At 71.7% G+C, this 19,950-nt stretch carries 31 protein-coding genes; 26 read left to right on the top strand and 5 right to left on the bottom strand.

Translation table 11 applies throughout. The features are described 5' to 3' along the window. Positions 1–10: 10 nt before the first annotated feature. From RVR_RS27610 to RVR_RS27585, 6 genes are all read left to right on the top strand, one after another. Positions 11–2,833, top strand: a complete 2,823-nt coding sequence (locus RVR_RS27610) for a hypothetical protein (protein ID WP_202236544.1) — start codon at positions 11–13, stop codon at positions 2,831–2,833. Positions 2,834–2,923: 90 nt separating this feature from the next. Then, positions 2,924–3,397, top strand: a complete 474-nt coding sequence (locus RVR_RS27605; RefSeq protein WP_202236543.1) for a hypothetical protein — start codon at positions 2,924–2,926, stop codon at positions 3,395–3,397. A 9-nt stretch (positions 3,398–3,406) separates the two neighbouring features. Continuing rightward, a complete protein-coding gene (locus RVR_RS27600; RefSeq protein WP_202236542.1) occupies positions 3,407–4,228 on the top strand; it encodes a GH25 family lysozyme in 822 nt (273 codons plus the stop codon). Positions 4,229–4,257: 29 nt separating this feature from the next. Further along, a complete protein-coding gene (locus RVR_RS27595) occupies positions 4,258–4,545 on the top strand; it encodes a hypothetical protein (RefSeq protein WP_202236541.1) in 288 nt (95 codons plus the stop codon). A gap of 11 nt (positions 4,546–4,556) precedes the next feature. After that, positions 4,557–5,015, top strand: coding sequence for a hypothetical protein (locus tag RVR_RS27590; RefSeq protein ID WP_202236540.1), 459 nt, complete (start codon positions 4,557–4,559; stop codon positions 5,013–5,015). Then, positions 5,008–5,316, top strand: coding sequence for a hypothetical protein (locus RVR_RS27585; protein WP_202236539.1), 309 nt, complete (start codon positions 5,008–5,010; stop codon positions 5,314–5,316). Before RVR_RS27590 ends, RVR_RS27585 begins: the two co-directional genes overlap by 8 nt. A gap of 109 nt (positions 5,317–5,425) precedes the next feature. Here the strand turns inward: RVR_RS27585 and RVR_RS27580 are convergent, their stop codons facing one another. Both RVR_RS27580 and RVR_RS27575 read right to left on the bottom strand, forming a co-directional pair. Beyond that, positions 5,426–6,763: an NsdA family TPR-like regulatory protein gene (locus RVR_RS27580; protein ID WP_202236538.1), complete on the bottom strand. Its 1,338-nt coding sequence runs from the start codon at positions 6,761–6,763 to the stop codon at positions 5,426–5,428. Positions 6,764–6,789: 26 nt separating this feature from the next. After that, complete coding sequence (locus RVR_RS27575) at positions 6,790–7,242, bottom strand: DNA-processing protein DprA (protein WP_237404993.1); 453 nt, start codon at positions 7,240–7,242, stop codon at positions 6,790–6,792. Between the two features lie 343 nt (positions 7,243–7,585). Here RVR_RS27575 and RVR_RS27570 point away from each other — a divergent pair, with 343 nt between their 5' ends. From RVR_RS27570 to RVR_RS27555, 4 genes are all read left to right on the top strand, one after another. After that, a complete protein-coding gene (locus RVR_RS27570; RefSeq protein WP_202236537.1) occupies positions 7,586–7,795 on the top strand; it encodes a hypothetical protein in 210 nt (69 codons plus the stop codon). An 87-nt stretch (positions 7,796–7,882) separates the two neighbouring features. Beyond that, positions 7,883–8,119: a putative ATP-grasp-modified RiPP gene (tgmA, locus tag RVR_RS27565; protein WP_202236536.1), complete on the top strand. Its 237-nt coding sequence runs from the start codon at positions 7,883–7,885 to the stop codon at positions 8,117–8,119. Between the two features lie 30 nt (positions 8,120–8,149). Further along, positions 8,150–9,103, top strand: coding sequence for an ATP-grasp ribosomal peptide maturase (gene tgmB, locus RVR_RS27560; RefSeq protein WP_202236535.1), 954 nt, complete (start codon positions 8,150–8,152; stop codon positions 9,101–9,103). Continuing rightward, positions 9,100–10,227, top strand: coding sequence for a methyltransferase domain-containing protein (locus RVR_RS27555; RefSeq protein ID WP_202236534.1), 1,128 nt, complete (start codon positions 9,100–9,102; stop codon positions 10,225–10,227). Before tgmB ends, RVR_RS27555 begins: the two co-directional genes overlap by 4 nt. Before the next feature lie 410 nt (positions 10,228–10,637). Here the strand turns inward: RVR_RS27555 and RVR_RS27550 are convergent, their stop codons facing one another. From RVR_RS27550 to RVR_RS27540, 3 genes are all read right to left on the bottom strand, one after another. Beyond that, entirely contained in the window at positions 10,638–11,822 is a 1,185-nt protein-coding gene (locus RVR_RS27550) for a tyrosine-type recombinase/integrase (RefSeq protein WP_202236591.1), read from the bottom strand. A gap of 2 nt (positions 11,823–11,824) precedes the next feature. Beyond that, positions 11,825–12,052 (bottom strand): hypothetical protein, encoded by a 228-nt coding sequence (locus tag RVR_RS27545; protein WP_202236590.1) that lies wholly within the window; start codon positions 12,050–12,052, stop codon positions 11,825–11,827. A 157-nt stretch (positions 12,053–12,209) separates the two neighbouring features. After that, positions 12,210–12,659 carry a helix-turn-helix domain-containing protein gene (locus RVR_RS27540; protein ID WP_202236589.1) on the bottom strand — a complete coding sequence of 150 codons (450 nt, stop codon included), beginning with the start codon at positions 12,657–12,659 and terminating at the stop codon, positions 12,210–12,212. A gap of 125 nt (positions 12,660–12,784) precedes the next feature. Here RVR_RS27540 and RVR_RS27535 point away from each other — a divergent pair, with 125 nt between their 5' ends. The 16 genes from RVR_RS27535 to RVR_RS27460 all read left to right on the top strand — a co-directional run bounded on the left by RVR_RS27535 (position 12,785) and on the right by RVR_RS27460 (position 19,944). Beyond that, positions 12,785–13,000, top strand: a complete 216-nt coding sequence (locus tag RVR_RS27535; RefSeq protein ID WP_202236588.1) for a helix-turn-helix transcriptional regulator — start codon at positions 12,785–12,787, stop codon at positions 12,998–13,000. 23 nt (positions 13,001–13,023) lie between these two features. Next, complete coding sequence (locus RVR_RS27530) at positions 13,024–13,242, top strand: hypothetical protein (RefSeq protein WP_202236587.1); 219 nt, start codon at positions 13,024–13,026, stop codon at positions 13,240–13,242. Positions 13,243–13,321: 79 nt separating this feature from the next. After that, a complete protein-coding gene (locus tag RVR_RS27525) occupies positions 13,322–14,149 on the top strand; it encodes a hypothetical protein (protein ID WP_202236586.1) in 828 nt (275 codons plus the stop codon). Next, entirely contained in the window at positions 14,146–14,292 is a 147-nt protein-coding gene (locus RVR_RS27520; protein WP_202236585.1) for a hypothetical protein, read from the top strand. The genes RVR_RS27525 and RVR_RS27520 overlap by 4 nt, the downstream gene beginning before the upstream one ends. A 170-nt stretch (positions 14,293–14,462) precedes the next feature. Next, complete coding sequence (locus RVR_RS27515) at positions 14,463–15,059, top strand: hypothetical protein (protein WP_202236584.1); 597 nt, start codon at positions 14,463–14,465, stop codon at positions 15,057–15,059. Continuing rightward, positions 15,059–15,463 (top strand): hypothetical protein, encoded by a 405-nt coding sequence (locus RVR_RS27510; protein ID WP_202236583.1) that lies wholly within the window; start codon positions 15,059–15,061, stop codon positions 15,461–15,463. The genes RVR_RS27515 and RVR_RS27510 overlap by 1 nt, the downstream gene beginning before the upstream one ends. 78 nt (positions 15,464–15,541) lie before the next feature. After that, complete coding sequence (locus tag RVR_RS27505) at positions 15,542–16,558, top strand: helix-turn-helix domain-containing protein (protein WP_202236582.1); 1,017 nt, start codon at positions 15,542–15,544, stop codon at positions 16,556–16,558. Positions 16,559–16,569: 11 nt separating this feature from the next. Then, entirely contained in the window at positions 16,570–16,869 is a 300-nt protein-coding gene (locus RVR_RS27500) for a hypothetical protein (RefSeq protein ID WP_202236580.1), read from the top strand. Then, positions 16,866–17,075, top strand: coding sequence for a hypothetical protein (locus tag RVR_RS27495; protein ID WP_202236578.1), 210 nt, complete (start codon positions 16,866–16,868; stop codon positions 17,073–17,075). Before RVR_RS27500 ends, RVR_RS27495 begins: the two co-directional genes overlap by 4 nt. Beyond that, positions 17,072–17,260: a hypothetical protein gene (locus RVR_RS27490; RefSeq protein ID WP_202236576.1), complete on the top strand. Its 189-nt coding sequence runs from the start codon at positions 17,072–17,074 to the stop codon at positions 17,258–17,260. The genes RVR_RS27495 and RVR_RS27490 overlap by 4 nt, the downstream gene beginning before the upstream one ends. Continuing rightward, positions 17,257–17,577: a hypothetical protein gene (locus RVR_RS27485; RefSeq protein ID WP_202236574.1), complete on the top strand. Its 321-nt coding sequence runs from the start codon at positions 17,257–17,259 to the stop codon at positions 17,575–17,577. The genes RVR_RS27490 and RVR_RS27485 overlap by 4 nt, the downstream gene beginning before the upstream one ends. A 12-nt stretch (positions 17,578–17,589) precedes the next feature. Next, a complete protein-coding gene (locus RVR_RS27480; protein ID WP_202236572.1) occupies positions 17,590–17,838 on the top strand; it encodes a hypothetical protein in 249 nt (82 codons plus the stop codon). Then, positions 17,835–18,653 carry a hypothetical protein gene (locus RVR_RS27475; protein WP_202236570.1) on the top strand — a complete coding sequence of 273 codons (819 nt, stop codon included), beginning with the start codon at positions 17,835–17,837 and terminating at the stop codon, positions 18,651–18,653. Before RVR_RS27480 ends, RVR_RS27475 begins: the two co-directional genes overlap by 4 nt. Beyond that, positions 18,644–18,844, top strand: a complete 201-nt coding sequence (locus RVR_RS27470) for a hypothetical protein (RefSeq protein WP_202236568.1) — start codon at positions 18,644–18,646, stop codon at positions 18,842–18,844. The genes RVR_RS27475 and RVR_RS27470 overlap by 10 nt, the downstream gene beginning before the upstream one ends. Further along, a complete protein-coding gene (locus RVR_RS27465) occupies positions 18,841–19,191 on the top strand; it encodes a phosphoenolpyruvate-utilizing N-terminal domain-containing protein (RefSeq protein WP_202236562.1) in 351 nt (116 codons plus the stop codon). Before RVR_RS27470 ends, RVR_RS27465 begins: the two co-directional genes overlap by 4 nt. 3 nt (positions 19,192–19,194) lie before the next feature. Next, a complete protein-coding gene (locus RVR_RS27460) occupies positions 19,195–19,944 on the top strand; it encodes a hypothetical protein (protein ID WP_202236561.1) in 750 nt (249 codons plus the stop codon). Positions 19,945–19,950 lie beyond the last annotated feature (6 nt).

Raw genomic sequence — 19,950 nt, 5'->3', positions numbered from 1 at the left:
GGCACCCCGCGTGGCCCTGAACCCCGCCTACCCCGTGGTGGAGACCGCCTGGGGCCCGTACTGGACGTGCTCCGGCGGTGAGATCCCCCCAGACCGGTACGTCGACGTCGGCGGCCGCACCCTGGGGCAGTTCACCGCCCAGCGCGGCCGGCAGTACGAGCTGGACCAGGTCCAGGCCGGCACCTCCACCCTGCCCCTGTCCAACACCGACGGCGCCCTGGACCCCACCAACGCCGCCGGGCCCTACGCCGGCCACGTGCTGCCGTTCCAGCCGGTCCGGCGCCGCGCCCAGTGGCCGCCCACGCCCAACCTCCTCAACCAGGCGCAGGCCACCGGCGGCGACGTCGGCGGGCAGCCGCTCGGCGCGCTCAGTACCGCCGACGACGGGCCGCGCATCCTCACCGGCACCGACCCGGTCGGCGGGCAGCTCGTCGCATCCGGCACGGCCTGGCAGGGCGGCACCGTCATCGCCATGGCCGTGCCCGCCGGGGCCGCGGCCGGCGCGTGGGTCTGCTACACCGCCCAGCCCGCCGTCCGCCCGGGCCAGACGTACACGGTGCAGCTGCGCGTCCGCAACGTCAGCCCGGGCACCTCCGTGCAGGTCGCGGCCGGCTTCCGGACCCTGACCGTCGAGGACGCCGCGGCGACCACCGCCGCCGGCACCACCGCGACGCTCACCGGATCGGCGACCGCGGCCTGGACGTACATCGAGGTGACCGCGACCGCGGACCCGGCCAGCTCCGGCCTGCAGGTCGGCGTGCAGCTGGCCGCGGCCGCCGCCGCGGCGTGCACCGTGCAGGTCGACGGCTGGCAACTGGAGGCCGGCGCCGCCACCGACTGGGTGCAGCCGGGCGTCTGGTACCCGATCATGGCCCAGTTCACCGAGGACTGGCCCGCGCAGTGGACCAACGGCGGCACCTACGGCACGGTCACCCCGACCGGCGTGGACGCCCTGGCGCTGCTCTCGCAGGTCACCCTCGACGACCCGCTCAGCGCCGAGATCAAGTCCCACGCCCCGCGGTTCGTGTACAAGCTCGACGACCCCTCCGGCTCCGCCGCGGTCGCCGATTCCGCCGGGAACTGCCAGCCTGTGCCCGTCGCCAACAGCAAGTACGGCCCGTCCCCGATCACGTTCGGCACCGAGATCACCGCCGCCGACACCGTGAACGGCATCTTCACCGGCGCGCCGGGCCCCGTGGCCACCTTCACCAACCCCAACCCCGGCCAGTCCATCTTCGGGAGCGCCTGCACCTACCTGTCCCTCACCCAGGCCGGCATCACCGGACCAGCCGACCCCACCGCCGCGTGGACCCGCATGGTCGCCTTCCGGTACCCCTACGGCACGCCCGCCGGCGCCGCCGAGATCTGGATGGCGGCCGACAACCGCCGCGCCAACAACATCCTCGCCGGCGCCCTGCTCATCCTCGCCATCAACGACAGCGGCGAGTTCGGCGCGGCCACCGGCGGCACCGGCGGCCAGAACCTGCAGATGTTCCCCCCGCTGGGCAACGTCGCCGACGGCAACTGGCACCTGGGGTTCGTCGGGCACGACCCGGACACCGCCACGATGTGGGTCGGCGTCGACTCCGCCAGCTGGGAGTGGAACGTCACCGCAGATCAGGTTCCCACCCCGGGGTCGCTCACCATGGACTCCATCGGGGCGTTCGTCGACGAGAAGGCCCGGTACACCTACGCCCACTTCGCCGGCGACCTCGCGTTCGCGTGCGAGTTCCCCGTCTCCCTGTCCGTCACCGCGCAGGAAGACCTCTACCGGTCCTGGAAGAACTCCCTCACCGGCGAGTCCACCGATGAGCGGTACGCGCGCATCCTGCGCTACGCCGGCTACACCGGCCCCAGCGACCTGCAGACCGGCCAGACCACCGCGATGGGCCCGGCCGACTTCGGCGGCCAGGACGCCGTCACCGCCGCGCAGGGCGTCGTCGACACCGAGGGCGGCGCGCACTACGTCGACGGCGCCGGAACCGTCGCCTTCCGGGCCCGCTCCGCCCGATACAACGCCACCACGCCGGCGTTCGTGTTCGGCGAGCGCCTGGAGGCCGACGAGTACCCCTACGAGGACTGCCAGCCCGACTACGACTCCACCCACCTCGGGAACGTCGTGCAGGTCACCCAGACCGGCACCGGCCAGGTCTTCACCGCCACCGACCCGGCCTCGATCGCCGCCTACTTCCCCCGCACCATCACCCGCGACGTCAACGCCGCCGACCCGAACGAGTGCCAGGACGCCGCCAGCTACATCCGGTCCCGCTACAAGGACCCCGCCATGCGGATCGGCACCCTCAGGCTCCACCCCTCCGCCCACCCCGCTCTGTGGCCGGTCTGCCTGACCCTGGAACAGGGCACCCGGGTCCGCGTCATGCGCCGCCCGCTCGGCGCCCCGGCCATCACCCTGGAGCAGTTCGTCGAGAACCTGAACTGGACCATGGACGACCGCGGCGAGGCCGTCCTCGTCCTGCAGACCAGCCCCGCCGACACCACGCCCTACGGCGTCATCTCGGCCTGGCACACCACCCTGGCGCTCCCGGCCGCCGCCGGCGCGACGTCCCTCACCATCACGCCCGGCCAGACCTGCGCGTCCCTGCTGCCCCCGCACTACACGCTGTGGCTCGCGCCCGAACTGGGCCTGGGCACCCCGGGGCGCGAGGCCGTCAGCGTGCTCCACCAGGTCGGCGACGTCATCACCCTGAACTCCCCGCTCCAGCACAGCTACGCAGCCGGGGAATCCGTCACCGAAGCCCTCCCGGACGACACCGCCACCCCGGAGCAATGGGACGGCTCCAGCACATTCGATTCCACCGCATTCACGTACTGAAGAGGACGCATGACAACCCCAACTCCAGTAATCGCGGAGCCTGGAGATTTTCTGACGGCGGCACTGTGGAATTCCACCGTCACAGCGGCCATGGAGTGGGCATTCACCACCGGGCCCCCTCGATTCTCCGGCTACTGCAACGCCTACACCGGCGGCAGCCCCGCCGGCACCCTGGCCTCGTCCACGAGCTACACCTCGATCCCCCTGGATAGCGAACTGTTCGACTCGGCCGGCGGCCACAACAACACCACCAACCCCGACCGGTACGTGGTCATGGTGCCCGGCACCTACCACGTCACCGCCTCCGGAGGCTTCTCCGCCAACGCCACCGGAAACCGCTCCGTGCGCATCGGCGTGAACGGCGGCGCGGCGATCCCCTCCGGCCAGATCGCCACCGCAGGCATGTCCGGCAACACCTGGTACGGCAACGTCTCCGCGCTCGTCGCGCTCAACGCCGGCGACTACCTGTCCGTACAGATGTGGCAGAACTCCGGAACAGCCCTCGCCCTTTCCACCGGCGCAACCGGCGGCCCATCGCTTTTCGCCCTCTGGGTATCACCGTAAGGAATTCACATGACCGTCAACGGAATTGACGTCGCGTCCTACCAGACGAGCACCTTCTCCACCTCCGGCCTCGGATTCGTGATGGTCAAGGCCACCGAAGGCACCAGCTACATCAACCCCAAGCACACCGCGCAGGTCGCGCACGCCCGGGCCGCGGGCGTCACCGTCGGCCACTACCACTTCGCCCGGCCCGGCAGCATGTCCGCCCAGGTCGCGTACTTCCTCCAGCACGCCGCGGCCGCGCCCGGCGACGTCCTCGCCCTGGACTGGGAGGACACCGGGGTGTCGGGGGCGGACAAGGACGCCTTCATCAAGGCGCTCCAGAAGGAGTCACCCGCCCACCGGGTGCTGCTCTACTGCAACGTCGACTTCTGGCTGCACCGCGACACCACCTCCTTCTGCGGGGACGGGCTGTGGATCGCCGACCCCGAGTCGGACGCCGGCCACCCGCGGGTGGAGCACGCCTGGACGCTCCACCAGTACAGCGTCTCCGGCGGCGTGGACCGCAACGTCGCCAACTTCGCCAGCAGCGACGCGCTCACCGCATGGGCGGCGAAGGGGAGTTCCGGCGCCGTGCCGAAGTACGAGCCGTTCCCCGGCGCCTCCTGGTTCACCGTCGGCCGCAAGTCCCCTGTCGTCGCCGCGATGCACGCCCGCCTGGTCGCGGTCAGCTGCAACCACTACCAGACCAGCAGCAACAAGGACGTGATCGGCTCCGGCGACATCGCCTCCTACCAGGCGTGGCAGCGCAAGTGCGGGTACAGCGGCGCGGCCGCGACCTGGCCGCCCGGCAAGACCACCTGGGACAAGCTCCACGTCCCCACCTCCTGAACTCCACCCCAGCAGAACGGACCATCGTCATGAACAAGCGCTTCATCCTGGACTTGGCCGAGCGCACCGCCGCGACCTACGTCGAGGCCGTCGCCGGCCTGCTCCTGGCCAACTCCACCGGCCTGATCGACCTCGGCGCGGTGAAGGCCGCGGCCGCCGCGGGGTTGCCGGCTGCGTTCGCCGTCCTCAAGGCAGCGCTCGCCGGCAGCGTGGGCACCACCGGCACCGGCGCCCTGCTGCCCGCGCCCGCCGAGCCGGCCACCGCCGCCGAGGCCGCCCCGGCCGCCCCGGCCGACCCGCCGACGGCAGCAGCCTGATGCGGGCCGCGGTGTCCCGGACAGGCCGGCGGCTGGGGTACCGCGGCGCCGCCCTGCTGATCTGCGGGGCCGGCTGGACCACCTACGGCGCCGGCCTGCTCGCGGACCCCCGCTTCGGGATCACCCGCGGGGTGACCGCCCTGACGCACATCGCGCCGATGTGCGTGTGGGGCTGGGTCTGGGTCGCCTCGGGGGTCCTGTGCGCGGCCGCGGCGCCGCTGCCGTCCCGCCGGGACTGGTGGGGGTGGGCCATGGCCAGCGCGATGCCCGCGGTCTGGGCGGTCGCCTACACCACCGCCCGCGCCCTCGGCACGCTCGCCCAGGGCTGGTACAGCGGCGTGACCTGGGCGGTCTTCCCCGGCCTGCTGGCGATCCTCGCGGTAGCGACACGACGGGTGGTGTATCTGTCGCGGGAGGTCGCCCGGCTACGGCTCGCCGCAGCCCAACGGCAGGAGGGAGCGCATGGCTGATACGGACGGCGGCCTCTACGGCTACGTGAGCCTCCTCCTGGGCGCGGTCGTCGCGGTCGTGGTCGCGAGGATCAGCCGCACCCGCGACGACGAGCCGGACCTGTCCACCGTGGAAGGACTCGCGCGCGAGCTGGTCCGGGTCCGCCAGCGCCTGGCCGACATCGAGGCCGCCCAGCAGCACGCCGGCAACCGGCTGGCCGCGCACGGCCGCTACATCACCGTCCTGCAAGACGCCCTCCGCGGCGCCGGCCTGCCGGTACCCGACCCGGCCGCGGCCGACGCACAGCTCATCACCGGCTGACAGAACCACCAAGCCCCCGCCCGGCCCCCTGTGGCCGCGGCGGGGGCATTCGTGCGTCCAGAACTCGAGCGTTGTCGTCAGATCGACACGAATTGGAGTCAGCTCGGGATCAGGCTCCGAGCCCGTCGAGCAGGTGGTCATCAAGGTCCATCACCCAGGTCTCTTGCCGCCACGGTCGCAGCGCCTGACGTGCGTCTCGGAGCCGGAGCGCTGGCACGCGACCACCGGTCGCGGCCGCGGCATCGACGGACTGGTGCAGCAGTTCGACGGCGTCCTGCGGCGCGCCCATACGGATGCGGGCGAGCGCCTGGTCAACTGTGACGATGGCCCGCTGTACTAGCTCGCGCGGGGCGGCGAGCGCGGCGGCCGAGTGGGCGAACCGATCGTGTGCCGTCGCTGGATCGCCGACATGCAGTTCGCACACGCCCTCGAAGCCGCGCAGATGGCCCGCTGAGAAGCTGGTGACGGCAGGGTCACCGGCGTGGTTCGCCTCCATGTCGTACCAGGCCAGCCGGAGCGCTGTATCCACCTGCCGTGCCTGCCCGGCCCGCGCCAGCATCTCCGCCTGGAGGGCGTGCGCACGGGCCCGAACGAGGATGCTCTCCCCGCGTTGGGCCGCCCGCACCGCGCGGTCGGCAAGCACCCGCGCGGCGGCAAGATCGTGGGTGGCGTACATGGTGGTGAGGGCGTGGCTCATGTGGACGCCGGCCTGCCGCCACGGCCTGCCTAGCTGCGCAGCTTCCCGGGTGGCCGCCGTGTAGGCGGCCCGAGACGCCTCGTCGTCACGAGTCTCGAAGGCAAGCCGAGCTGCGACGGTGTAGGCGGCAACCGCGGCCTCCCTGAGCGACTCCTGAAGCGGAGCCGACGGCACGGGTGCCGCGAGGAGCCGCCGCGCGGCGTCCACGGCGGGCGCGAGGAGAAGCTGAAGGCGCACCATGGGCAAGGTGCCTACCTGACCGTTGACGTCCGCGACGGCCGCGGCAAGCCCGGCCACCGTTTCGTCGGTGGTGCGGGCCGGGTCGGCGAGCGCGGCGGCGAGCTGAGCCTGGAGGGCGGGTGAGAGGAGGGAGAGCATGCCCGCGCCCTGGTCGGTTGCCGCCCGTAGGACTGCGGTACGCAGTTCGGCGGTGCGTCGCTCGCCCTCGCCGAGCAGGTGCAGCGCGGTGAGGAGTTCGGCGAAGTCGCTGCCCGGCCCAATGGCGATGGAGCCAGCCGGGGTGCGGGCGTAGAGGTGGCCGAGGAGCAGCTGGTACCGGTCGTCAGGGCGGGTCGGCCGCGCGGCTTCCCAGCGGGCGACGGATCGTTGGACGCTGGCGACGGCGGGCAGCGCGGGCAGCCGCAGCTCGGCGGCAACGTTGGTGAGAGCGCGGGCCGTGCCAGCAAGGGACAGTCCGCGCCGTCGCCGCAACGCCTTCATGGTCGCCGCCCCCGCGGCACTGTCCTGCATGGGCCCATGGTGCACCCGCAGCAAGGTCACACGGGCACGATCAGGTGCGGTCTCCCCTGTTCGTGGGTGTAGTTGAGAGTCTGCCAGGTGCCGGAAGTGCCCGGGGGGCCCGTGAGTGGGAAGCCGATGGTGAACTGGCTGTGGTCCACCATCCATCGGTTTCGGGCGTGAAACGCCGGGGTCCGCAGTTCCGCAGCGCCCAGCTCGACGACCTCGGTAATCCGGTTCCGGGTGCGCGCGACGGCCTCCCGAGCCTCCGCCGGCTGCTGCTCGACGCGACCGGGGACAACGACAGTGAGAGGCGCTGCTGTGTTCTCGGCGAGCCAGAGCAGGGCGAGGGTGTCGATGCCGCGGGCGCCGCCGATGTAGAAGTGGGCGCCGGCGTAGGGGCGGAGGTGGTCAGCGAAGAGCTGGTGGTAGTCCTCCGTAGGGCGGTGGTTGGTGCTGCGGGTGCCGGTGATTGTCACAGCACTGATCAAGATCCACTCCGCGTCATAGGGTGTCAGATCCCGCTGCTCCTCCTCACACGAGACCGTCGTGTCCAGGAGATGCCCCGCGACCGCGCCACGGTCCGGGGTGTGGCCAACGCCGGAAGGGGCGCGACATGGGGACCCTACTGCACCCGCCCGAGAGAAATCAGCCGACCGAGGCACGACCGACGCCCACCCCGTGGCCGCTCCGGAGCCCGGTGTGGCCGGCCGTGACGCGCTGCGTGACCGTCACACACGCCGACGGGAGCGAGACGAAAAGCATCATGCACGTGGCCTACGAGCCGGGCACGGCGCCGCCTCCTCAGACCGTCCGCCGGATTTGCATCCGGGCGTGCCGGACGTGCGCCGCGGAGCCGGAGCAGTGACCGCCTGGTGCACGCCGGGCCAGCACGACATGTCGGACCGGGACATGACCCTGCTGACATGGGAGGACATGCCCGACGGCGGTGCGATCCCGATCTACGGCTGCCCGCCCCACGTCCGCGAGCAGGGGCTCGTGCCCCGGATCGCCAGCGGGCGCCGAGGCACGCCGCCGAAGTAGGTCCAGCGGCCTACCCCATGAACTCCGGGCCATCCACGGGTGCCGCCCGGTGACCCACACCATCCACATCAGGAATGAGGATCACGCATGCCCACCGAACTGCTGGAACGTGTCCGCCCCTTCGGTCTGACCCAGGCCGTCCCGGTGCGCCCGGTGTCCGACCCGCTGCCGGCACTCACGCTCTGCCCCGAGCGGCAGATCAGCATCACCGAGGACGGCGTCCCGTTCGTGTTCGAGCCGCGCATGTCGTCGGCGTTCGAGACGGTCGCCCAGACGCAGGAGGACCACCAGCTGGACGAGGAGAAGTCGAACGACACGGACTGACCTGGACGAGGTGATGGGAGGAACTGACCGATGACCGTCCTGGTGCTGACCCAGCCCTCCGACGCGACCGCTGACCTGGTGATCGCGGAACTCAACCGGCGGGCGGTGCCCGTCGTCCGACTGGACCCCGGGGACTTCCCGGAGTCCGTACAGGTCACGGCCCGTATCGGCGCGCGGCACAGCGGCTGGATGGGCGAGTTACGTGGCCAGCACCGGGACGTCTCCCTGGATGAGGTCAGCTCGGTCTACTACCGCCGGCCGTCACCGCACCGCCTGCACCCCGGCCTGAGCGACCGGGACGCGAAGTGGACAGCCTCCGAGGCCCGCGCGGGCCTCGGAGGGCTGCTCACCGCCCTGACCGCCCGGTGGGTGAATCACCCGCACCTGAACACGCCGGCCGGGGTCAAACCCCACGCCCTCGCCATCGCCGCCCGGTGCGGCCTGGCAGTGCCCGACACGCTGATCACCAACGACCCCGCGGCGGCCCGCGAGTTCGTCGCCGGCCTACCCGGCGGAGTCGCCGCGTACAAGACCATCGGGACCACCGGCCCGGCCGGCACCGGTGGAGAGGCCGTCGCCGTGTGGACCACCCAGGTTCGCGCCGACGACATCGACAACAGCGTGGCCCTGACCGCCCACCAGTTCCAGGAGTGGATCACGACCGCCTACGAGGTGCGTCTGACCGTGGTCGGCCCGAAGATGTTCGCCGCCGAGATCCACACCCCAACGCAACTCGCGGACGTCCGCACCGACTACGCCGCCCACACCTACACGCCCTGCGACGCACCGGCCCCGATCGCCGCCGGCGTGCGCCGCCTGATCGACGCGTTCGAACTCAGTTACGCCGCAATGGACTTTCTCGTTAGTCCAGACGGGACCTGGACGCTCGTCGACCTCAACCCGAACGGCCAGTGGGCGTACATCCCCGCGCTGCGCACCCCCATCACCCACGCCCTGGCCGACCTCCTGGAGGACCCCGCATGACGACCCCCACCACGTCCGCCGCCGACGAGCTGCGCCGCCTCATGACCGAACGCCTCGCCGCAGACGGCACCCTGCACGACCCGGCATGGCGCGACGCGTTCGCGTCGGTGCCGCGCGAGGTGTTCGTGCCCGAGTTCACTCTCCGGGCCCGCGGCGGGAAGGTCCGCTACACGCCGGCAGACCCGTCCTGGATCGCCGCGGTCTACCAGGACGCCTCCCTCGTCACCCAGGCCAACGACGCCGGCACCGCCACCAGCTCCAGCACCGCGCCCACGGTCATGGCCCGCATGCTGGAGGCCCTGGACGTCGAGGACGGCAACCGCGTCCTGGAGGTGGGCACCGGCACCGGATACAACGCCGCGCTCCTCTCCCACCGGCTCGGCGGGAACCGCGTGACGTCCGTAGACGTCGACCCGGCCCTGGTGGACGCCGCACGGGACCGGCTCCGCATCGCGGGCTACGCCCCGACCCTCGCGGCCGGCAACGGCATGGCCGGCTACCCCGACCACGCGCCGTACGACCGTCTGGTGGCGACGTGCGGCGTCGGCCGCGTGCCAGACGCATGGCGGACCCAGGTCCGGCCGCACGGCGTGATGGTCGTCGCCGTCGGGTACGGCATCGCCCGACTGGCGATCGGCGAGGATCACAGCGCGTGCGGACGGTTCCTACCGCACCTCACCGCGTTCATGGCGGCCCGCTCCACGCCCGACGCCACCACGGCCGCGGGCCGCCACGTCGCGGGCACCCTGGCGACCGCGCAGGGAGACCGCCAGGCGATCGTCGTACCGGTCGGCCTCGACGCCGAGGCGCCGCAGTTCCTCGCCTCCCTCGTCCACCCGGACGTCGCACAGATCAGCCTCACCAACGAGGAAGGGAAGGCGGTGCGCTGCCTGTACACCCCCGACATGACGTCGTGGGCGCGCATCACCATGCGAGACCCCCGCGAGGCCGAACTCATCCACGGGGGGCCGCGCGATCTCTGGGCGGAGCGCGCGCCTTACCTCCGCGCATGGGTCACGGCCGGGCGCCCCGGCATCCACCGCTACGGACTCACCGTGACCGCCGAGGGCGGGCACACCCTGTGGCTCGACGACCCGGCCGGGCACGCCTGGCCCCTCATGTAGTCCGCGCCCCTCTGGAGCCGCCCAGTCACTCTCCACGGCGCGGCCAGCGGGCCCCACGGCACCCCGTTCCCCTGGGGGCCGCCATCAGGCTGGGCTGGACAGCCTTTCGTGCAAGGAGGCGTCCTCCGTCCAGATGGCGGGGGTCCAGTCCCGGTGATGAGCCCCCTCGGGCGTACCCGAGGGGGCCTTCGCTTTACGCCTGGCTTACGGATTACGCCTGTCTTACGTCAGCTCCCGTAACACTCTGTAAGCCTGATGATCTCCTGAAGAAGGACTGCACCGCAGGTCAGAGGCGTGCATCTCTCTGACCTGGTTACACGTTCTCCGCCTGGAACATCCAGTGGAGACTATGCAGATCATGGACCGACCTGTGCATTCTGTCCCCTTCCGCGAACGGAATTACGTGAGAATTACGTGATCTTGGTGACCGACGCGAGCCGCTTCTCATCCTTACTCGGGATGGCCCAGGCCGCATCCAGGACGTTCCTCGTCGTCTCCTTCGCCTCGTTGAACAGATGGCTGTAGATCCTCAGCGTCGTGAGGACGTCCTTGTGACCGAGGCGCTGCTGGACCACGCTCGGACTCTCGCCGCCGGCGATCAGCACCGAGGCGTAGTGGTGGCGAAGCTCGTGCAGGTGGCGCGCCTCGGTCTTGGCGTAGCGGCAGGTCTGTTTGATGGCCCAGTCGATGGTGCTCTCACCTATCGGCTTGCCGCCCGGCATGGCGAAGATCAGGCCGGCCCAGGGGCCGTTCTTGGGCGGGGGATGCCCGGCGACGTACGCGGCGATGACGTCGACCGCCCGTCGGTTCAACGGGAGCACCCGCTTCCCCGCACCGGTCTTGAGGTCGTCCAGGTACATGCCCTTGCCGCGCTCGTACACCAGCTGCTGATCGACCCGGTAGGCCATCCGGAGGGCATCGAACTTCTCCAACCGCATCCCGCGCAGTTCTCCACTGCGCAGGCCGGTGAGAGCGCACACCTCGAACATCGCCCGCCAGAGGGCGGTGTAGGCCGCGGCAATGATCTGGCGGGCTTCGGCGACGTCCGGCGGATAGACCTTCGTCTCCGTCAGCGTCGGCGCCTTGATCCCCTCGAACGGCGATGCCCTGATCGCCTTGTCGAAGACCGCCAGGCGAAACACGCTGCGGACGTGCCTCGCGACCCTGTTAGGCGTGGTCCCGGTCAGCTCGTACTTACTCGCGAGGAGCGCCTGCCACGCTTTCGCCTCGGAGGGCTTGATCGTCCGTATCTGCCGTCGGCCCCACTCAGGAATCAGGTAGCGGTCGAGTACGCCCCTGTACTCGATCTCAGTTCGTCCCTTGATGTCCTGGGCCGGCAGCCACGTCTTGAGCGCGAAGTCGCCGACCTTGACTTTCCCGGCTTCTGGGTCCAGGTAGTCGCCCGCCAGGACCGCATGGTCCATCTTGGTGACGTGCTTCTGTGCATCGACCTGCTTCTCAAAGAGGCGGGTCTTCGGCTCGCCGTCCGGCGTCTCCCACCGGGCCTGCCAGCGCTTCCCCTTCCCGTGGTATTTCGTCTGGACCTTCCGTCCGGCCGGCCCTTTCTTGTACCAAAGGTCGTGGACGTACCCCACTGCTACACCACCGCCATCCCGGCGAGGTACTTACGTACCTCGGTCATCGAGTGGCCCTGTTGCTCCCACTGGTCGAGCTGCGTCATCAACGCGTTGAAGATCACGCAGCGGTCCCCGGCGGCGACGTTCGGCGTGAGGGCGACTAGCCAGTCCCCGTTCCGCACGTCGCGGATGATCAGTCCTCCGATGGCTGGATTCAGCTCACGCAGAACCGCCCTATGCACTGCCATGGCGGCCCCCTCCTACGCGCGTTCAGCTGCGCGCCCATGTGCAAGGAGAACCATCTTTACTCGTAAGGTGGAGAAAAAAACAGGGCTTGGTGAAGAATTTGTGTGCGTATGATGACGCTTCGTGTTCAGATCCGTTCGGCGTCACCAAGCGTTTGGCCTACTCGTTCGCCCCTCGCTGGATGCTGCGCAGAAGCTCTTCGGCTTGGCGACGAACCGCTTCGAGCTCGTCGGCCGGAATTTCTTCCACTCGCGCGATGGCGATCTGCAGAGCCTCGCTGGTGGTGATGTCCTCGACCGGCGGAGCGGAGAGCAGTTCGCCGGAGTCGCGAGCGCGCTCGCGAAAGAGGACGTCGGCCGGCACGCCGAGCCCTTCGGCGATCCGTTCCAACGTGGCATCGCGGGGCCGTGCGCTAAGGCCCCGGAGGACCTTCCGGAAGGACTCGTACGGCATCCCGCAGCGCGCGGCCGCCTGCCGTTCGGTCAACTGGCGGTCGGCCAAGATCTGCTCCAACCGGCCGGTCAGATGCCCCATCAACAAGCCACCCTCACTAGGCGCATACAGGTGGCTGATCGTAACGCGCAACGCGCGCAGCAACATGGTCGGCATTCCCATCGGTCATGTAACGGCATGAACGAGATGACAACTATTAGTTGCCACGTCACTGTGGCTGTGCTTAGCTGGGCCCCGCAAGGGCCAAACCGGCCAAGCAGTTGAAGGCACAAGGAGTGATCATGACCGTACTGACCACCGAAAGTGGTCAGGAGGACATCCTTCTGACCCCCAAGGAGGTCTCGGACGTTCTCCGCGTACCGGTCGGCACCCTCGGCCAGTGGCGGCACCGCGGCACCGGCCCCCGGAGCATCAAGTACGAGTCCGGCGGCATCCGCTACCGGCGGTCCATCGTCCTGGCCTGGCTGGCCGAGCAGGAACTGAACAGCACCGACTGAACAGAGGTTTTCGCATGTCGACTGTGACCACTAAAAGTGGTCAGGCCCGCAGGGACCTGATCGCGATGTTCGAGGAGGCCCAGCGGGTGGTCAGCGCCGAGCGCGAACACGGCCGCCACCTACGGGCGGTGGTCCGCCAGGCGGTTTCGAACAGCCGGGCCGTCGAGGACGGAGGCCACGTCGACGTGCACATGCCGCTGACCGACTGGCAGGCGCTGCGCAGCGCCGCCTACGAGCAGTAGAGCGCAAGCGGGCCGCCCGGACGTGACCCGGACGGCCCCAACAGCCCTCATCCAGCGATCGAACCCGAAAGAGAGAGCCATGTCTGACCCTATCCCGCTGCCTCAGGCGGCCGCGGCACTCGCCGAGCTGGTGGCAGTCCTCTACCAGGACCCCAGCGACCCGGTCAGCCGCATCCTGATCCCGGCGAACCGGCTGTTCCAGCCCTACTTCTCCCTCGACGCCGTCGGCGAGCTGCGGATGCGGTACAGCCTGCGGATGGACGCGCCCGCGGAGTTGCTGGCCGCGGCGGAGGAGTTCTTCGGCGGCACGGTGAAGATCACCAGCTCGTTCCACTCCGACACCGAGGACCACGAGCTGTACACCGACTGGCTGGGTGTGCCGCTGATCGTGTCGGTCCGTATCCCGCGGGAGGACTCGCTCGGGGCCCTGCGGAAGCAGGTCTCCGACCTGGAGCAGCAGTTGGCCGCGCAGCAGCCGAGCGAGGACGACGAGAGCCAGGCCGTGGTGGACGCGTCGCACCCGGTCGGCACGCCGGTGGCCGCGTACCCGGAGACGCGCGAGGACGAGCCGCTGCTGACCCGCACCCGCACCGCCGCGTGGGTGGCTGACCGCCACACCCCGGTCGTGATGGTCGAGGACCACAGCGCGTGGATCGCCCTGTCGCACGTGGACGCGCGCACCGAGCCCGCCCCGACCGCGGTCATGCCGCTGGCCGAGCGCCCGGACCCGCTGGAGTCCGCTTTGCTCTCCGCCTGGAACAACTCCGAGCCCGAGATGCCCGAGTGCCACCGCTGCGGCAACGCGCGCGGCCCGTGGGCGCCGGACCCCTCCGGCGACCGCTGGCCCTCCGGCGCGCAGAAGCTCGTGTGCCAGGTCGGCTGCACCGCGGGCGGTGAGCGCCCGTGATGTGGCTGCTGATCGTCGGCGCCGTCGTCCTGCTCCTGTTCGTCGCGGCCGGCGCGGACGACGCGCGCCGGGACCGGGCCGAGCAGCGCCGCCACGGCGCCCACACCCGGCCCCGCGCGCAGCGCAGCAGGAACAGCCGATGAGCGCCTGCACGACGCCCCGCACCGGACCGGTCTCCGTGCCGCTGTCCCGGACGTCGTGACGGCCAGTTTCCGGGCCCGGCAGCGCCGCACGCGCTCACCGGGCCCGGGAGCACCACCCACGGACCGTGTCCCTCACCCACGACCAACTGCTCCGCACGAAAGGGGAACCCGTGACGATCACTCCTGACGACCTCGCGGCCCGGTTCGCGCCGCCACCCACCAACGGGCCGCTCTACTCCCGCCTGTTGACGTTCACCGACGGCGCGTATGCCCTCGCTGAGCGCGCACTCGATGTGTTGCCCCGTGGCCACCACCTGGACGAGGCCGTCCGCGCGTTGGAGGCCGCCGCGCACTGGGTGTGCGCCGGCCTCGCCGCCATCGAGGCCGACACCGCGACCGAGCAGCACGCCGACCAGGTCCCGTACGTCGTGCTGGCCGCCCCGACGGATGCCCCGTCGACCAGCGACCTGGGCGAGTTCGCCCTGAACGTGTCGCTGTGGCGCACCTGCATCCGCGGCTCGACCGCGCACCCGCTGGCGCGCCTGGTCGCGCTGACGTTGTCCGAGGTCTGCGACGACCACGGCTACATCGCCGACAGCGACCAACCGACGCTCGACGACCTGTGCCTGGGCACCGGCCTGCCGTCCGCCGACGTCCTGCGCGCGGTCGAGGACCTGGCCACCGCCGGGTGGATCGGCCGCCACAACGACGGCGCCGGCACCCGCTACCAACTGCGTCTGCCTGCCTCACAGAACGGACACCAGTGATGCCCAATCCTGGAGACCTCGCCCGCCGGGCGCGTACCACCCTGACCGCCCGACCGGTCCAGCAGGACGGTACGCCGGGCCCGCGCAGGACGCCGCTGGCCGCCAACCAGCCGTTCCGGCGCCGCTACGAGCACGCCGTGCGCCTGTCCCGGCTGGAGCCGCGGGCCCGCCTGGTCGCGCTCACCGTGGCCGCCCACGCCGACTACCAGACCGGCGCGATCCCGGCCTCCGCGTCGGTCGGCGTCGACGCCCTGTCGCGCGCCTGCGGCCTGACCGCGATGGCCACCAGGGTCCACCTGCACGCCCTGTGCGCGGACGGCTGGATGCAGCGGACCGAGATAGGCCGCGGCACGCGCGTGCAGATCACCCTCACCCTGCCGGCCTGGTACCAGGACACGCCCTGAGCGGCGGCCGGCGCGGGAGGACCGCACCGGCCGCCGCCCACCGCCGCCCCGTTCTGCATCACCGGAAGAGACGACCACGTGACCAGTGAGGAGCCCCGCCAGTCGGTGCAGTCCGCATGGACGCTGCGCCTGCGCGAGGAAGCACTGCGCGCTGCGGATGACGATGTGTCCCGCATCGCCTATGTGGGCCTGCTCATCGCTACCTACGCCGACGCCGACGGGGACCGCGCGTTCCCCAGCCCGGAGACGCTGGCGACCATCTGCGGCTACTCCGTCGACATGGTCCGGCGTTGCATCGCGGCACTCATCACCGCCGGGATGCTGCTGCGCCGCCGCCGCCAGGGCACTACCTCGGTCCTTCGGCTGCTCGTGCCGGTGGGGCCGGTCGGCACCGTCCGTTGGGACCTGGCGCCGTTCGAGGCTGCCCGCCAGGCAGCCGCCCGGCGCCGGGCCCGGTCCGCCGAGCGGACCGACGCGACCGCAGAAGCCCCGTCGCGTCGGGGAAATCAGAACACCCGTCGCGACGGGAACTCCCAGACCGGAAAACCCGTCGCGTCGGGGGTTCCTGAACACCCGTCGCGTCGGGGGAATCAGGAATCAGAACACCCGTCGCGACGCCCCGAGAACGCCCGTCGCGACGGGTACGAGAACACCCGTCGCGTCGGGGGGGGACCTATACCAACCTCTACCTACGGTAGAGACCCTGACAGAGACCAGAACGTGGCTGGCCTTTCACCTCAGCCACAGGTCCGCGCGCGCGAGGCCGCGAACGACATTTCTCCCCCTGGCCTGCAGGCGATCGACGGCGGCGGCCGCGGGACTGCGACCGGGCAGGGCCCGTTACTGCTGCCCGTGCCGACCGCTGCGCCCGTGCCGGCGGATCTGGCCCGGATCGCGGACCGGATGACCTCCCTTTACGGGGTGGCCATCCCTCGGCGGTTCGCCGCGCCCGTCGCCCTGGACGTCCTCGGCGACCTCGACCTGCCGGACCCCACCGGCTACGTCCTGGCCGCGCTGGACGCCGACCCTGCCCGCTACCGGCCACCCCTGCCCGACGCCGACACCCGCGCCCCGCGCGCGGCCGGCGACTCCTGAGACGAGACGAGATGCCCAGTGCTGCCGACGTGGTCACCTGCGACGGGTGCCACGCTCCGATCCGGTGGACGGTCACCGCCGCCGGCAAACGGCTGGCCGTCAACGCCGAGCCGGACTCGAACGGCAACCAGGCCGTGCACGCCGACGGGGTCGGCCGTGTGCGCTCCCGCGCCATCACCGCCGACCGGCCGACCCTGGAGGGCGCGGAGTGGCTGGCGATGCCGCACGTGGCCACCTGCACCCGCCCGCCGCTGCTGCCGCCGCGGGCCCCGCGGCCCGCGCGCCGCCCGGCGCCCCGGCGGTCGTGGTGACCCCGGCCGACCGCGTGATCGCGGACGCCGTCGCCGCCGTCATCGCTGCCCGCATCGCGGCCGCGCTGCTGCGGTACGGCCTGCCGACCACCGAGACCGCCGAGACTGCCGACACCGAGGCCCGCCAGGCAGTCCGCGACCTGCGCCGCGACGGCTGGCACATCACCGCCCTACCCATCACCCACCACCCGGAGGCTCCTCGATGAGCACCCCCAGCCCCGACGACACCGACCCCGGCCTCGACTACCGCGACGACCCCGCCATGGACGACGTCGAGCCCTGCGGCGAGAGCATGTGCCACTGCCACCATCTGCCCGAGCACGGCCCGTGCGGCTGCGACTGCCCCCGCTCATACGGCAACCCCGACGACGAGGACGGGGAAAGCTGGTGAGCGCGCACCGCGGCCGCCCGGACCGCTACGCGGCTACGCCCGTCGGGGTACTCGTCACCGCCGGCGCGATCCTGGCCGTCGTCGTCGCTGTGCTCGCAGTGACCGCCGGTTTCCGTGTCGCCCTGCTCGTCGCGTGCTTCGCTGTCGGCGGCCCGCTGGCCGGCACCGGCGCACTTGTCGCTGTGATCACACTCGCGGACCGCGTACGGCGGCCCCGCACGACGGCGCCCGGTCGTGACACCTGCCAGGACATCGACCACGTCGTGGCCGACCGACCGCACGGCACCCGCCACCGCCTCGTCACCACCCGACCCTGATCGGAGCTGCCCATGCCCTCGTCCCCTGCCCGCCACGAACCCCAGGTCCGCGTCATCGCGGCCGCCCTCGCCGCCCTCGTCCCCGGGGCGCCCCCGAACGCTCTCCTGATCAAGGTGACCGACCGCGGCGCCGGCGGAGGTGTCATCCACTCCTGGGAGGGCAGCGTGGCCGGCCTGGCCGCGAAGATCCACGCCGCCCTGCTGGGGCAGTCCGCCCGCCCCGCGGCCGGGCGTCCCACCCACCCCGAGGACGGATCATGACCCCCACCGACCCGACCGCGACTGCGACCGCCCCGCTCAGCGAGACCGTCAGCTGCTACTCGCCCGCCCACGCCTACGCCACCATCGCCGTGCAGCCGCATGAGGTCGAGCTCGGCGACGTCGTCGACCACACCGACGGCCTGGTGGTGGTCACCGAGATCACCCGGCGGCGCGCCACCTGGACCCTCGGCGGCTACAACCCCGCGCTGCCCGCCCGCGTACCGCACCCCGTCCACGGATTCCCGAACCCCGTCGACCGACCCCTACTCACCCGTGACGTGCGCGCCCAGCCCCGCATCCGCGTGCGCCGACCGGCCGCCGCATGGGCACGGCTGCCCGGCCACACCAAGAAGGTCACCAGCCGCAACCCCATCCGCTCCGGGTGCTACACCCTGATCGACGGCTACGACGTCGCCTGCTCCTGCGGCTGGAGCGCGGCGGAGCCGGCGAGGAGCAAGTACAGCGCGAACGAGGCCGTTCTGCGTCACCGTGCCGAGGCCATCGCCGACCAGACCCACCAGCAGACCGGGCTGCGTGACATCGAGCGCGTGGAGGCCGAGTTGGGCGACGTCCTGCCCTGGCGCTGGGACCACGGCGCCCAAGCCAACCTGCGCGGCCTGACCACCACCCAGGCGGTGGCCCGGCTCACCCCGTGGGCGGTGGCGCTGGGCGTCGAGATCGAGCACATGGCCGCCGGCCACGACGGCCTGCGCAGCCCGTACTTCCTGTGGGTCGACTCCCGGCCCGCGCGTGCCGAGGGCCGCCCGGGCCTCGACATCCGCGCCTACCCCGTGGACGGCCCGCCGTGCGGCTGATCATCGTCTCCACCCTGCCCGTGCAGGAGGTCGCCGCCGAGCCCGCGACCCTCACCCGGCTGCGCGGCCTCCTGCACCTGGCGGTCGAACGGCCGCCCGACAGCGGGCCCGTCCTCGTCGAGGACGCCGACGTCCCCCCGCTCACCGTCCACCTGCGCCCCTACGCCCCGATGGGAGTCACGACCTCATGACCCGGCCCCGACAGACCCCGCACCTGGACGACCTGGAGCAGGTACGCGACCAGCTGCGCGCGGAGATCCGCGAGGCCCGCGAGACGCTGACCGACCTGCGCCGCGAGATCCGCGACGCCCGCGAGCTGGTGCCGCTGCTGACCGACGAGCTGTTCACCGCCGAGGTGAAGAAGCAGGTCGACGAGCTCGGCGCGGCCACCGCCCAGGCGATGGAGGACGCGAGCGACCGGGTGATCGCCCGGTTCGACCGGCTGGCTGACACCCTGCTGGGCCGCGACCACACCTCGCGGCGGCGCGGCCGCACCAGCATCCCGGACCTGGTCGCCCGCCGCGGCGACGAGGGCTGACCCGTGGAGTGCACCATCTGCCACCGCCCGCTGCCGGCAGGCACCGACCGGTACGCCTGCCCGGGCTGCGAACACCACCTCGCGTACGTCCTGCAGCAGCTGGTGGCCGAACTCCCGCTGCTGCGCGCCGAGCTCACGCCGCACCGCGGCCCGGGCGCCGGCGGCCGACCAGCCGGCCGCGCCCACCCGCCGCTGCCCGTGGACGTGCGAGTGCTCGACCTGCTCGCCACCCGCTGGGTCCCCGACCCGGACGGCCAGGACTCCGGCGGCATCCCGATCGGCCCGCTCCTGGTCGGCTGGGCCTCGCTGCTGGCCGACGACTACCCGGCCGTCACCCGCCACCCGGCCGGCACCTGGTACATCACCCGCGGCACCACCCCGGTACCGCGGGCCGGCGGCGGCATCCCCGGCTGGGCGAACTGGCTCCAGCTCTACATCCCGTTCGCCGTCACCTGCCCCTGGATCTGGCAGATGCACGAGGGCCTGGACGACGCGCTACGCCGCGTGCGCGCGATCACCGGCACACGGCCCCGATCACATCCCCGGCTGGCGCCCTGCCCACAGTGCAGCGCCGTCGCGATGAGCCGGGCCGACGGCCAGTGGGAGATCACGTGCGAGGCATGCGGGTGCCGACTCGACCCGGACGCCTACGCCGCACACGCGGCCGCCGTCCTGCCCAGCCTGAGCCTGGTCATGGCCAAGCTGGCCGCCGACGCCGAACACCACCCCACCAGAACGGACGCCCAGACGTGACCCACC

The organism is Streptomyces sp. SN-593, from assembly GCF_016756395.1.
Classification (GTDB): Bacteria; Actinomycetota; Actinomycetes; order Streptomycetales; family Streptomycetaceae; genus Actinacidiphila; species Actinacidiphila reveromycinica.
This window is presented reverse-complemented; position numbering and strand designations above follow the sequence as displayed.

Bases quoted from the DNA above. Each gene is read 5' to 3' on its own strand.
- RVR_RS27605 (WP_202236543.1), top strand. From the start codon at position 2,924: ATGGAGTGGGCATTCACCACCGGGCCCCCTCGATTCTCCGGCTACTGC.
- RVR_RS27600 (WP_202236542.1), top strand. From the start codon at position 3,407: ATGACCGTCAACGGAATTGACGTCGCGTCCTACCAGACGAGCACCTTC.
- RVR_RS27595 (WP_202236541.1), top strand. From the start codon at position 4,258: ATGAACAAGCGCTTCATCCTGGACTTGGCCGAGCGCACCGCCGCGACC.
- RVR_RS27585 (WP_202236539.1), top strand. From the start codon at position 5,008: ATGGCTGATACGGACGGCGGCCTCTACGGCTACGTGAGCCTCCTCCTG.
- RVR_RS27580 (WP_202236538.1), bottom strand. From the start codon at position 6,763: ATGCAGGACAGTGCCGCGGGGGCGGCGACCATGAAGGCGTTGCGGCGA.
- tgmA (WP_202236536.1), top strand. From the start codon at position 7,883: ATGCCCACCGAACTGCTGGAACGTGTCCGCCCCTTCGGTCTGACCCAG.
- tgmB (WP_202236535.1), top strand. From the start codon at position 8,150: ATGACCGTCCTGGTGCTGACCCAGCCCTCCGACGCGACCGCTGACCTG.
- RVR_RS27555 (WP_202236534.1), top strand. From the start codon at position 9,100: ATGACGACCCCCACCACGTCCGCCGCCGACGAGCTGCGCCGCCTCATG.
- RVR_RS27545 (WP_202236590.1), bottom strand. From the start codon at position 12,052: ATGGCAGTGCATAGGGCGGTTCTGCGTGAGCTGAATCCAGCCATCGGA.
- RVR_RS27540 (WP_202236589.1), bottom strand. From the start codon at position 12,659: ATGCCGACCATGTTGCTGCGCGCGTTGCGCGTTACGATCAGCCACCTG.
- RVR_RS27535 (WP_202236588.1), top strand. From the start codon at position 12,785: ATGACCGTACTGACCACCGAAAGTGGTCAGGAGGACATCCTTCTGACC.
- RVR_RS27525 (WP_202236586.1), top strand. From the start codon at position 13,322: ATGTCTGACCCTATCCCGCTGCCTCAGGCGGCCGCGGCACTCGCCGAG.
- RVR_RS27510 (WP_202236583.1), top strand. From the start codon at position 15,059: ATGCCCAATCCTGGAGACCTCGCCCGCCGGGCGCGTACCACCCTGACC.
- RVR_RS27500 (WP_202236580.1), top strand. From the start codon at position 16,570: ATGCCCAGTGCTGCCGACGTGGTCACCTGCGACGGGTGCCACGCTCCG.
- RVR_RS27490 (WP_202236576.1), top strand. From the start codon at position 17,072: ATGAGCACCCCCAGCCCCGACGACACCGACCCCGGCCTCGACTACCGC.
- RVR_RS27480 (WP_202236572.1), top strand. From the start codon at position 17,590: ATGCCCTCGTCCCCTGCCCGCCACGAACCCCAGGTCCGCGTCATCGCG.
- RVR_RS27475 (WP_202236570.1), top strand. From the start codon at position 17,835: ATGACCCCCACCGACCCGACCGCGACTGCGACCGCCCCGCTCAGCGAG.
- RVR_RS27465 (WP_202236562.1), top strand. From the start codon at position 18,841: ATGACCCGGCCCCGACAGACCCCGCACCTGGACGACCTGGAGCAGGTA.